Genomic DNA, 12,791 nt, shown 5'->3' with positions numbered 1-12,791 from the left:
TTACATGGCAGAAACAAGAAAGGCGACCAGCAAGGCCGCCTTTTTTAACATCTTAAGATTATTTACACTGTTCGGCCAGGCCGTCGAGATAGCGCTCGGCGTCCAGAGCGGCCATGCAGCCGGTTCCGGCAGAAGTGATGGCCTGACGATAAATATGATCCATCACATCGCCTGCGGCAAATACGCCTGGAATACTGGTCTGGGTAGCGTTGCCGTGAATACCGGACTGCACTTTAATGTAGCCGTTTTCCAGCTCCAACTGGCCGTTGAAGATGGCGGTGTTCGGGCTATGACCGATAGCCACGAACAGCCCTGCAACTTCCAGTTCTTCGGTAACATCGGTGTTTTGCGTGTCGCGCAGGCGAAGGCCGCTGACGCCCATTTGATCGCCTGTGACTTCTTCCAGCGTGCGATGGGTGTGCAGCACAATGTTGCCATTCTGCACTTTATCCATCAGACGGTTAATCAGGATCTTCTCCGCGCGGAAGCTGTCGCGACGGTGGATCAAATGCACTTCTGAAGCAATGTTTGCCAGATAAAGCGCTTCTTCAACTGCGGTATTCCCGCCGCCGATAACCGCGACTTTCTGGTTGCGGTAGAAGAAACCGTCACAGGTGGCGCAGGCAGAAACGCCGCGGCCTTTGAAGGCTTCTTCGGAAGGCAGGCCAAGGTAGCGTGCAGATGCGCCGGTCGCGATGATCAGCGCGTCACAGGTGTATTCGCCGCTGTCGCCCACCAGGCGGAAAGGACGGTTCTGCAGATCGACGCTGGTGATGTGGTCGAACAGAATTTCAGTTTCGAACTTAGCCGCATGCTCGTGCATACGTTCCATCAGTAACGGACCGGTCAGGTCGTTAGGATCGCCAGGCCAGTTTTCGACTTCGGTTGTGGTGGTCAGCTGACCGCCTTTTTCCATCCCGGTAATCAAAACCGGTTTTAAGTTGGCGCGTGCAGCGTAGACCGCTGCTGTATAGCCCGCAGGGCCGGAGCCAAGAATAAGCAGCTTACTGTGTTTAGCTGTGCCCATGAGATCCTCATTGAACGTTTACAGACAATGGGGGGGATTGTAGGGAATTCGTTGCAGTAAAAAAAGAGTGCAGCAATGTTGTTAACGATGTGTGTCATTGATGCTGCCTATAAGCCCAATGAATATCGCCGTCATGTGCATAAATAATCATTGTAATAGCACGGTAATCACGGTGCGAAAATGATGAATAATCATCAGCCAAAAGGAATATCTGGCACGTTCCACTAAAAATAGATGTTTTGCTTTGACAATCCCCTAAGCATTTGCGAAAACATTCGAGGAAGAAAAACATTTGGTGATGTGGAAGCCGCGTGCTCTCGCGCAAACCTGATGCAAATTTACCGAGTTATTGAAATTTACGCATGACGTGGACAGACGCTATGCGTGATGTCGATAGCAGCCGCAAGGCATCGGTCTTCTCACGTACACCCTGAACATTGACGTCACCAGGGTTATGGCAGGTGAAGGAAGGAATAGAGAGAGACAATAATAATGGTAGATAGCAAGAAGCGCCCGGGCAAAGATCTCGACCGTATCGATCGCAATATTCTCAACGAATTGCAAAAGGATGGGCGCATTTCTAACGTTGAGCTTTCAAAGCGTGTTGGGCTTTCGCCGACGCCGTGCCTTGAGCGCGTTCGTCGTCTGGAACGTCAGGGTTTTATTCAGGGCTATACGGCGCTGTTAAACCCGCATTATCTGGATGCCTCGCTGCTGGTATTTGTTGAGATTACTCTGAATCGTGGCGCCCCGGATGTGTTTGAGCAATTTAACGCCGCAGTGCAGAAACTTGAAGAAATTCAAGAGTGTCATCTCGTATCCGGTGATTTCGACTACCTGTTGAAAACACGCGTGCCGGATATGTCGGCGTATCGTAAACTCTTAGGTGAGACCCTGCTGCGTCTGCCGGGCGTGAACGACACCCGTACTTATGTTGTCATGGAAGAGGTCAAACAGAGTAACCGTTTGGTCATTAAGACCCGTTAATACGGGCCAGGTGCAAAATTGGCGTATTTTGGTTACACTCCTGGGAATCCATACAGCAACAGCTCCGGCAGGCCGCCGGTGCTGTTGTCTCCATTGAGTTTAAGGACCTGGAGAGCCTTTCTTGAGCCAGGAATATACCGAAGATAAAGAAGTAACATTGCGGAAACTGAGCAGCGGGCGCCGTTTACTCGAGGCGTTGCTGATCCTTGTTGCCTTATTCGCCATCTATTTGATGGCAGCCTTGCTAAGTTTTAACCCCTCAGACCCCAGCTGGTCGCAAACCGCGTGGCATGAGCCCATCCATAATCTGGGTGGTGCGCCGGGAGCGTGGTTTGCTGATACGCTGTTCTTCATTTTTGGCGTGATGGCATACACCATTCCGGTGATTATCATCGGGGGCTGCTGGTTCACCTGGCGCCAGCGCGACAGTGAAGAATTCATCGATTATTTTGCCGTTTCGCTGCGCCTGATCGGCGTACTTGCGATGGTGCTGACCTCTTGTGGCCTGGCGGCCATCAATGCGGACGATATTTGGTACTTCGCTTCGGGCGGCGTGCTGGGTAGCTTGCTTAGCACCGCTATGATGCCGCTGTTGAACAGCAGCGGCGGCACAATTGCGCTGCTTTGCGTTTGGGCTGCTGGTCTGACGCTGTTCACCGGCTGGTCCTGGGTCAGCATTGCTGAGAAACTTGGCAGCGCGGTGCTGACCGTGCTGACTTTTGCCAGCAACCGCACCCGCCGGGATAACACCTGGCAGGATGAGGACGAATACGAAGAAGAGCATGACGAAGACGAAGCGCCGCAGGTTTCTGCTGAGAAACGCGAATCTCGCCGGGCGCGTATTTTACGCGGGGCGCTTGCGCGTAAGCAGCGCTTATCGCAGAAGTTTGCTAATCCTAATGGTCGCAAAACGGATGCGGCGTTGTTCTCCGGCAAGCGTATGGATGACGCTGAAGACGATGTGTTGTTCAGCGCTCGTGGTGTAGAAGCAGATCCGAACGATGTGCTGTTCTCCGGGCATAAAGCGACTTTGCCAGAAGATCAGGAATACGATCCGCTGTTCAGTGGACACTCTGCCGTTGAGCCTATTGCAGCGGCTGCCGCGGCAACAACCGTTCACCAGTCGTGGGCTGCACCGGTACCGCCGGTTGCTTCAATGCCTCCAGTATCAACACCGGCACCTGCCGTTGACGCTGAGCTTGCTGCCCCAGCGATTGCCTGGGAACCGGCACCGACAACGGTCACGCCAGAACCGGTTATTGCGCCTGCCCCGGATCATTACACGTCGCCGCACCCGGCAAGCATACAACAGCAGGTTGTGCCTGAGACGCATCAAAGCTGGTCTGAACCCGTTGTGCCAGTGGCTCAGCCAGCCGTTGAACCACAGTCCGTGCCTGAGCCGGTAGAAGAGGTGAAATACGTTCGCCCGCCGATGTACCACTTTGAAGAAGTGGAAGAGAAGCGAGCCCGGGAACGTGAACAGCTTGCGGCGTGGTATCAACCAGTCAATGAGCCAAAGCCTGATCCTTACAGCTATGCGCCAGTAAAATCCGCTAGCCCGGAACCGGTTCAACCTTTGATACCGACATCTGCGCCCGCTTCCACGCCGTTATTGGCACCAGAAATGCCAGTGCCGGATATAACGCAGACTGCATCTGGCATTCAGCAGGCAGTAAAAGCTGGGGCTGCAGCGGCAGCATTTTCACCCGTGTTCAGTATCGCCAGCGATGCGCCACGTCCTCAGGTAAAAGAAGGTATTGGCCCTCAACTGCCACGTCCAAACCGGGTACGCGTTCCGACTCGTCGTGAACTGGCGTCCTATGGCATAAAACTGCCTTCCCAGCGAATGGCAGAAGAGCAGGCGAGACTCGCCGAAAACCAGCAGTCTGAAGACTATTACGGCGATGAAGGCGATGCGCTGCAGCAGCACGAACTGGCCCGCCAGTTTGCAGCCCAGCAACAGCAGCGCTATGGCGAAGAGTACGAAGACGAAAGCTGGTCTGGAGAACAGCAGGCCGAGGAGGAAGAGGCGGAACTTGCGCGTCAGTTTGCTGCACAGCAGCAACAGCGCTATAGCGAGCAGCCACAGCAGAATAATGCGCCGTTCTCTCTTGACGACTTTGATTTCCAGTCATCGTTGAAGGAACTGGTGGATGATACGCCGAGCGAGCCGCTGTTTACCCCGAGCTTTGAACCGGCCCCGCAGCCAGTTCAGCACAGTCAACCCGCTGCACAGCCTTCTCAATATGCTCAGGCGGCTCAGCATCAGCCTGCTGCGCCAGAGCCAAAAGAGAGCCTGATCCACCCGTTCTTGATGCGCAATGGTGACGACCGCCCGCTTCAGAAACCGACCACGCCGCTGCCGTCGTTGGATCTACTGACTTCTCCTCCAACTGAGGTTGAACCGGTAGATACCTTTGCAATGGAGCAGATGGCGCGCCTGGTTGAAGCGCGTCTGGCGGATTACCGCATTAAAGCGGATGTAGTGGATTATTCCCCTGGCCCAGTCATTACCCGCTTCGAGCTGGATTTGGCTCCGGGTGTGAAGGCTGCCCGCATCTCTAACCTTTCCCGCGACCTGGCGCGTTCGCTCTCCACCGTCGCCGTGCGTGTGGTTGAGGTTATTCCGGGTAAACCTTACGTAGGCCTTGAGTTGCCTAACAAAAAGCGCCAGACCGTTTATCTGCGTGAAGTGCTCGACTGCGCTAAATTCCGCGACAACGGCTCTCCGTTGACCGTGGTTCTGGGTAAAGATATCGGCGGTGAGCCTGTCGTTGCAGACCTGGCGAAAATGCCTCACTTGCTGGTAGCCGGTACAACGGGGTCCGGTAAGTCGGTTGGCGTAAACGCCATGATCATCAGCATGTTGTATAAAGCAACGCCGGAAGATGTTCGCTTCATTATGATCGACCCGAAAATGCTTGAGCTGTCGGTGTATGAAGGCATTCCGCATCTGTTGACCGAAGTGGTTACGGATATGAAAGACGCCGCGAATGCGCTGCGCTGGAGCGTGAATGAGATGGAGCGCCGCTATAAGCTGATGTCCGCGCTGGGCGTGCGAAACCTTGCGGGCTACAACGAACGCGTGCTGGAAGCTGAGCGCATGGGGCGCCCAATCCCTGACCCGTTCTGGAAACCTGGTGACAGCATGGAAGTGAGCCACCCGATGCTGGAGAAACTGCCGTATATCGTGGTGCTGGTGGATGAATTTGCCGACCTGATGATGACGGTAGGCAAAAAAGTAGAAGAGCTGATCGCCCGCCTCGCACAGAAAGCGCGCGCCGCAGGTATTCACCTTGTTCTTGCAACCCAGCGTCCATCGGTTGACGTCATTACCGGCCTGATTAAAGCTAACATCCCAACCCGTATCGCGTTTACGGTGTCGAGCAAAATTGACTCACGCACAATCCTGGATCAGGGCGGCGCTGAATCACTTCTCGGCATGGGGGATATGCTTTATTCCGCGCCAAACTCCACGACGCCGATTCGTGTGCACGGTGCCTTTGTGCGTGATGAAGAAGTGCATGCGGTGGTGCAGGACTGGAAAGCACGTGGCCGTCCGCAGTACATCACCGGCATTACCGATGATGAAGGCAGCGGTGACGGCGGTGGCGGCGGGATGGACGGTGACGAAGAGCTGGATCCGCTGTTCGATCAGGCAGTCGCTTTCGTGGTAGAGAAACGCAAAGCATCCATCTCCGGCGTGCAGCGCCAGTTCCGTATCGGCTACAACCGAGCCGCGAGAATCGTGGAGCAGATGGAAGCGCAGGGGATCGTGAGCCCACAGGGGCATAACGGTAACCGAGAGGTTCTTGCGCCACCTCAGTTTGAGTAATCCGGCCGAGCGCTAGTCCATTGAGCAAAAAAGAGCCGCGCCTGCGGCTCTTTTTGCAAAGATGGGTAAATTACCGGAAAATCAGCTTATTCTTCTGTTGCGGTAGCCGAAGACTTCACTAGAGTGAGCAGCAGACGCGCCATCGTCAGGTGGTCAATGAATCCAGAGGGAACATAATGAAAAAAATCGTAATTGCCTGTGCGCTGTTAGCCGGCCTGACCGCAACCGGAGCCTGGGCTGACGCAGCCGGGGATTTGCAAGGTCGCCTTGATAAAGTTGGCAGCTTCCACGCCAGCTTCACCCAGAAAGTCACCGATGGTAGCGGCGCTGCCGTGCAGGAAGGCCAGGGGGATCTGTGGGTTAAGCGCCCAAACCTGTTCAACTGGCACATGACTCAGCCCGATGAAAGCATCCTCGTTTCCGACGGTAAAACCCTGTGGTTCTACAACCCGTTCGTTGAGCAGGTTACGGCTACCTGGCTAAAAGACGCCACCAGCAATACGCCGTTTATGCTGATTGCCCGCAACCAGTCCAGCGACTGGAAGCAATACAACATTAAGCAGAACGGCGATGACTTTGTGCTGACGCCAAAAAGCAGCTCGGGTAACCTGAAGCAATTCACCATCAACGTCGGCCGAGACGGCACTATCCATCAGTTCAGCGCCGTAGAGCAGGATGACCAGCGCAGCAGCTATACTTTGAAGGCTCAGCAAAACGGCGCAGTGGATGCCGGTAAGTTTACGTTCACCCCGCCAAAAGGCGTCACGGTGGACGACCAACGTAAGTAGAGGCTTGAGTGAGCAATCTGTCGCTCGATTTTTCAGAGAATACCTTCCAGCCGCTGGCCGCGCGTATGCGGCCAGAAAATTTGGCGCAGTACATCGGCCAGCAGCATCTGCTGGCTGATGGAAAACCGCTGCCCCGAGCCATTGAAGCAGGTCATCTGCATTCCATGATTCTTTGGGGGCCGCCGGGCACCGGTAAAACAACCCTCGCCGAAGTGATTGCTCTCTATGCCAGCGCGGATGTTGAACGTATTTCTGCGGTAACCTCAGGCGTGAAAGATATTCGTGAGGCCATCGAACGTGCGCGGCAGAACCGCAATGCCGGGCGCCGCACCATTCTTTTTGTCGACGAAGTTCACCGCTTCAACAAAAGCCAGCAGGATGCCTTCCTGCCGCATATCGAAGACGGCACCATTACTTTTATTGGTGCGACAACCGAAAACCCTTCTTTTGAGCTCAACTCGGCGCTGCTTTCCCGTGCCCGCGTGTATCTACTGAAATCACTGACCGTGGCGGATATTGAGCTGGTGCTCGATCAGGCGATGAACGATAAAGCCAGGGGCTACGGCGGGCAAAATATCATCCTGCCGGACGAAACGCGTAAAGCCATTGCCGAGCTGGTAAACGGCGATGCGCGCCGGGCGTTAAATACGCTCGAAATGATGGCGGATATGGCTGAAATTGACGCCAGCGGCAACCGGATTTTGCAAACCCAATTGCTAACGGAGATTGCTGGTGAACGCAGTGCGCGTTTCGATAATAAAGGCGATCGTTTTTACGATCTGATTTCAGCGGTACATAAATCAATTCGCGGTTCTGCCCCGGATGCCGCTCTTTACTGGTACGCGCGTATTATTAGCGCAGGTGGCGATCCGCTCTACGTTGCGCGGCGCTTACTGGCGATTGCCTCTGAAGACGTTGGTAACGCGGATCCCAGAGGTATGCAGGTGGCCATTGCCGCCTGGGATTGCTTCACCCGCGTAGGGCCAGCGGAAGGGGAGAGGGCTATTGCTCAGGCGATTGTTTATCTGGCCTGCGCCCCGAAAAGCAACGCCGTTTATACCGCGTTCAAAGCTGCAATGGCGGATGCGCGCGAACGCCCCGATTATGACGTGCCCGTCCATCTGCGTAACGCCCCAACGAAATTAATGAAAGAAATGGGCTATGGCCAGGAATACCGTTACGCCCATGACGAGCCCAATGCCTATGCCGCCGGGGAAGACTATTTCCCACCTGAAATGGCGCAAACTCGCTACTATCGGCCGACCAACAGAGGTCTGGAAGGGAAGATTGGCGAAAAGCTAGCCTGGCTGACCGAGCAGGATCAGAAAAGCCCCACAAAACGCTACCGCTAATGCAGGCGTTGCGGTAAGGTTAGCAAGACTATCAAAGCGGTCGCAGGCTGTGGCCGCACTCCTATAAATTCAATTCGATAAGCACAGGATAAGCATGCTCGATCCCAATCTGCTGCGTACAGAGCCAGACGCAGTCGCTGAAAAACTGGCACGCCGGGGCTTTAAGCTGGATGTAGATACGCTGCGCTCTCTGGAAGAGCGTCGTAAAGTACTGCAGGTCAAAACGGAAAATCTGCAGGCTGAACGTAACTCGCGATCGAAATCCATCGGCCAGGCGAAAGCGCGCGGAGAAGACATTGAGCCGCTGCGCCTGCAGGTTAACCAGCTGGGTGAAGAGCTGGATGCAGCGAAAAACGAGCTTGATTCTCTGCTGGCAGAAATTCGCGATATCTCGCTGACATTGCCAAACATTCCTGATGACTGCGTGCCATTGGGCAAAGACGACAGCGAAAACGTCGAAGTCAGCCGCTGGGGCGAGCCGCGTAAATTTGATTTCGAAGTACGCGATCACGTCACCCTGGGCGAAATGGCAAAAGGCCTGGACTTCGCTGCGGCGGTTAAACTCACCGGTTCCCGCTTTGTAGTAATGCAGGGGCAGGTGGCGCGTATGCACCGTGCGCTGAGCCAGTTTATGCTGGATCTGCACACCGAGCAGCACGGTTACATGGAAAACTATGTTCCGTATCTGGTTAACCAGGACACGCTGTACGGTACCGGCCAGTTGCCTAAGTTTGGCGGTGACCTGTTCCATACTCGTCCGCTGGAAGAAGAAGCGGACAGCAGCAACTATGCGCTGATCCCTACCGCAGAAGTGCCGCTGACCAACCTGGTTCGCGACGAGATCATCGACGAAGATTCCCTGCCGCTGAAGCTGACTGCGCACACGCCGTGCTTCCGGTCTGAAGCTGGATCCTATGGCCGTGATACTCGCGGGCTGATTCGTATGCACCAGTTCGACAAAGTTGAGATGGTGCAGATCGTTCGCCCTGAAGACTCTATGGATGCGCTGGAAGAGATGACCGGCCATGCGGAGAAGGTTCTGCAACTGCTGGGGCTGCCATACCGTAAAGTGCTGCTTTGCAGCGGTGATATCGGTTTCGGTGCGCGCAAAACTTACGATCTGGAAGTCTGGCTGCCGGCACAGGATACGTACCGTGAGATCTCTTCCTGCTCCAACTGCTGGGACTTCCAGGCTCGCCGCCTGCAGGCTCGCTGCCGCAGTAAAGCAGACAAGAAGACTCGCCTGGTTCACACCCTGAACGGTTCTGGTCTGGCAGTTGGCCGTACTCTGGTCGCCGTCCTGGAAAACTACCAGCAGGCTGATGGCCGCATTCAGGTACCAGAAGTGCTGCGTCCTTACATGAATGGCCTGGAATACATCGGGTAATCCGCCGTTTGTGATGTATTGAAAAAGCGCCTAAGGGCGCTTTTTTTATACCCTAATTCCGAGGTTTTACGTCAACACCGCCTTTCTTGATACCAGACAATAACCCCTACTCCTAAAGAAGTATTATTGCTCACCGGAAGCGGGTGATGATTGTTCAATTAAAACTTACATCTAATCATCATTTGACGGCCGTGCTTCACAAGGCGTGACGCGGCCAGGTCAATCCTTCAATAAAAATATTCCGGACACCCCTTTCACCCTTTAGCTGCACAACGGAATGTGGGCTCTCAACCCGCGTGACCGCTGTCGGCTTATTTCAACTGTGAGCAAAACAAGTAGGTCACTATGACTGATAAAACCCCTAACGCGATCCTCGCGGCAGAGGTCAGCCGTCGTAAGCTGGTCCAAACCACGGCAATCGGTGGTTTAGCTGCTGCAACTAGCGCCTTCTCACTCCCCTTCTCCCGGCTCGCTTTTGCCGCTCAAACCGTTAATCCCGGTAGCAGTGAAAAAGTGGTCTGGAGCGCCTGTACGGTGAACTGTGGCAGCCGCTGCCCGTTGCGTATGCATGTGGTGGATGGCGAAATTAAATATGTCGAAACCGATAACACCGGCGATGACGATTATGAAGGTTTACACCAGGTTCGGGCCTGCCTGCGTGGTCGCTCTATGCGTCGACGGGTCTATAATGCTGACCGCCTGAAATACCCGATGAAACGCGTTGGCGCGCGTGGCGAAGGGAAGTTCGAGCGCATTAGCTGGGATGAAGCGTTTGATACCATTGCCCACAGCATGCAGAGCATCATTAAAGAGCATGGTAACGAAGCTATTTATCTGAACTACGGTACCGGTACGCTGGGTGGAACCATGACGCGTTCCTGGCCGCCGGGTTCCACGCTGATTGCTCGCCTGATGAACTGCTGCGGGGGCTACCTCAATCATTACGGGGACTATTCCACCGCACAGATTGCCGCCGGTCTGAATTATACCTACGGCGGCTGGGCGGACGGCAACAGCCCATCCGATATTGAAAACAGCAAGCTGGTGGTGCTGTTCGGCAATAATCCGGGCGAAACGAGGATGAGCGGTGGCGGGGTAACTTATTACCTCGAACAGGCTCGCCAAAAGTCCAATGCCCGAATGATCATTATTGACCCACGTTACACCGACACCGGCGCAGGCCGGGAAGACGAGTGGATCCCCATTCGCCCTGGCACCGATGCGGCGCTGATTTCCGCACTGGCGTGGGTCATGATTGACGAAAACCTCGTAGATCAGGCCTTTCTGGACAAATACTGCGTGGGTTATGATGAAAAAACGCTCCCGGCCGGTGCGCCGCGCAATGGCCACTACAAAGCTTATATCCTAGGTCAGGGAGCTGACGGCATTGCCAAGACGCCTGAATGGGCTTCGCAGATAACCGGTATTCCGACCGATCGTATTATCAAACTTGCCCGGGAAATTGGCAGTGCTAAACCGGCCTTTATCAGCCAGGGTTGGGGGCCGCAGCGTCACTCCAACGGCGAGCTGGTTTCCCGCGCAATCGCCATGCTTTCTATCCTGACCGGTAACGTCGGTATTCACGGGGGCAACAGCGGGGCGCGTGAAGGCTCTTATAGCCTGCCATTTGTGCGAATGCCTACGCTGGAAAACCCGGTTCAAACCAGTATTTCCATGTTTATGTGGACCGATGCCATCGAACGCGGCGCGGAGATGACAGCCACCCGCGACGGCGTGCGTGGTAAAGAGAAACTGGATGTACCGATTAAAATGGTCTGGAACTATGCCGGGAATTGCCTGATTAACCAGCATTCTCAGATCAACCGCACGCACGACATTCTGCAGGATGATAAAAAATGCGAAATGATCGTGGTGATCGACAACCATATGACGTCCTCTGCGAAATACGCCGATATTCTTCTGCCGGATTGCACGGCCTCTGAGCAGATGGATTTCTGCCTCGATGCTTCCTGCGGCAACATGTCTTATGTGATTTTTGCTGAACAGGCCATCAAGCCGCGTTTTGAATGCAAAACCATCTATGAAATGACGACCGAACTGGCGAAGCGTATGGGTGTGGAGCAGCGTTTCACGGAAGGACGGACGCAGGAAGGCTGGATGCGTCACCTGTATGCTCAATCTCAGGCAGCGATCCCTGAGCTGCCGAGCTTTGATGAGTTCCGCCAATTGGGGATGTTTAAAAAGCGTGACCCGGAAGGGCATCACGTCGCCTACAAAGCCTTCCGTGAAGATCCCCATGCCAACCCATTAACGACGCCGTCAGGGAAAATTGAGATCTATTCCGCTCAGCTTGCGGATATTGCCGCCACCTGGGAACTGCCGGAAGGGGATGTCATCGACCCGCTGCCGGTGTATAGCGCTGGTTTTGAGAACGTTGGCGATCCGCTGGCGGAGAAATGGCCGCTGCAGCTGACCGGCTTCCATTACAAAGCGCGGACGCACTCGACCTATGGCAACGTTGACGTGCTGAAGGCTGCCTGTCGCCAGGAGATGTGGATCAACCCGCTTGATGCAAAACAGCGCGGCATCGCCAATGGTGATGAAGTCCGTATTTTTAACGACCGCGGGGAAGTGCGCATTAGCGCCAAAGTGACGCCACGCATCATTCCTGGCGTTGTCGCCTTAGGGGAAGGCGCCTGGTATAGCCCCGATGCCAATAAAGTCGACCGCGGGGGCAGCATCAATGTGCTGACCACTCAGCGACCATCACCGCTGGCAAAAGGCAATCCATCCCACAGTAACCTGGTCCAGGTTGAAAAGGCGTAAGGAGCAGTAAATGACAACCCAATATGGCTTTTATATCGACTCCAGTCGCTGCACCGGCTGCAAAACCTGCGAACTGGCGTGCAAGGATTTTAAGAACCTGAGTCCGGAAGTTAGCTATCGCCGCATTTATGAATATGCGGGCGGTAACTGGCAGGAAGATAACGGTGTTTTCCACCAGGATGTTTTCGCCTACTACCTTTCTATCTCCTGTAACCACTGTGAAGATCCGGCCTGTACTAAGGTCTGCCCGAGCGGCGCCATGCACAAGCGAGAAGATGGGTTTGTGGTGGTGAACGAAGAGGTTTGTATCGGCTGCCGCTACTGCCATATGGCGTGTCCGTACGGTGCGCCGCAGTACAACGAAGAGAAAGGCCACATGACCAAGTGCGACGGCTGTTATGAGCGCGTTGCCGAGGGGAAAAAGCCGATTTGTGTGGAATCCTGCCCGTTGCGAGCGCTGGATTTAGCGCCTGTCGACGAATTACGCAAAAAGTACGGGACTCAGGCCGCCATTGCGCCGCTGCCTGCATCGCACTTCACAAAACCAAATATCGTGATTAAACCTAACGCCAACAGCCGCCCAAGTGGGGATACCAGCGGTTATCTGGCCAACCCGAAGGAGGTGTGA

At 54.7% G+C, this 12,791-nt stretch carries 8 protein-coding genes; 7 read left to right on the top strand and 1 reads right to left on the bottom strand.

What is annotated here, in order from left to right; all coding sequences use genetic code 11:
- Positions 1-58: 58 nt before the first annotated feature.
- Entirely contained in the window at positions 59-1,027 is a 969-nt protein-coding gene (trxB, locus tag ACREYP_RS15310; RefSeq protein WP_336817855.1) for a thioredoxin-disulfide reductase, read from the bottom strand.
- Between the two features lie 492 nt (positions 1,028-1,519).
- Between trxB and lrp the strand changes: the two genes are divergently transcribed.
- From lrp to ACREYP_RS15275, 7 genes are all read left to right on the top strand, one after another.
- Positions 1,520-2,014 carry a leucine-responsive transcriptional regulator Lrp gene (gene lrp / locus ACREYP_RS15305; RefSeq protein ID WP_000228469.1) on the top strand — a complete coding sequence of 165 codons (495 nt, stop codon included), beginning with the start codon at positions 1,520-1,522 and terminating at the stop codon, positions 2,012-2,014.
- Positions 2,015-2,135: 121 nt separating this feature from the next.
- Positions 2,136-5,849 carry a DNA translocase FtsK 4TM domain-containing protein gene (locus ACREYP_RS15300; protein ID WP_498880966.1) on the top strand — a complete coding sequence of 1,238 codons (3,714 nt, stop codon included), beginning with the start codon at positions 2,136-2,138 and terminating at the stop codon, positions 5,847-5,849.
- 176 nt (positions 5,850-6,025) lie between these two features.
- Positions 6,026-6,637 carry an outer membrane lipoprotein periplasmic chaperone LolA gene (gene lolA, locus ACREYP_RS15295; protein WP_166995483.1) on the top strand — a complete coding sequence of 204 codons (612 nt, stop codon included), beginning with the start codon at positions 6,026-6,028 and terminating at the stop codon, positions 6,635-6,637.
- Positions 6,638-6,645: 8 nt separating this feature from the next.
- Positions 6,646-7,989, top strand: a complete 1,344-nt coding sequence (locus ACREYP_RS15290; protein ID WP_336817853.1) for a replication-associated recombination protein A — start codon at positions 6,646-6,648, stop codon at positions 7,987-7,989.
- A 94-nt stretch (positions 7,990-8,083) separates the two neighbouring features.
- On the top strand, positions 8,084-9,376 hold the full coding sequence (gene serS, locus ACREYP_RS15285) for a serine--tRNA ligase (RefSeq protein WP_008461154.1): 1,293 nt from the start codon (positions 8,084-8,086) through the stop codon (positions 9,374-9,376).
- Between the two features lie 345 nt (positions 9,377-9,721).
- A complete protein-coding gene (dmsA, locus tag ACREYP_RS15280; RefSeq protein ID WP_498880965.1) occupies positions 9,722-12,163 on the top strand; it encodes a dimethylsulfoxide reductase subunit A in 2,442 nt (813 codons plus the stop codon).
- A gap of 10 nt (positions 12,164-12,173) precedes the next feature.
- A complete protein-coding gene (locus ACREYP_RS15275; RefSeq protein WP_008461158.1) occupies positions 12,174-12,791 on the top strand; it encodes a DMSO/selenate family reductase complex B subunit in 618 nt (205 codons plus the stop codon).

It is taken from the genome of Enterobacter sp. TMH.L2 (genome assembly GCF_050847315.1).
Taxonomy (GTDB): domain Bacteria; phylum Pseudomonadota; class Gammaproteobacteria; order Enterobacterales; family Enterobacteriaceae; genus Cedecea.
The sequence above is the reverse complement of the archived record's forward strand: the minus strand, read 5'-3'. Positions and strand labels throughout refer to the sequence as shown.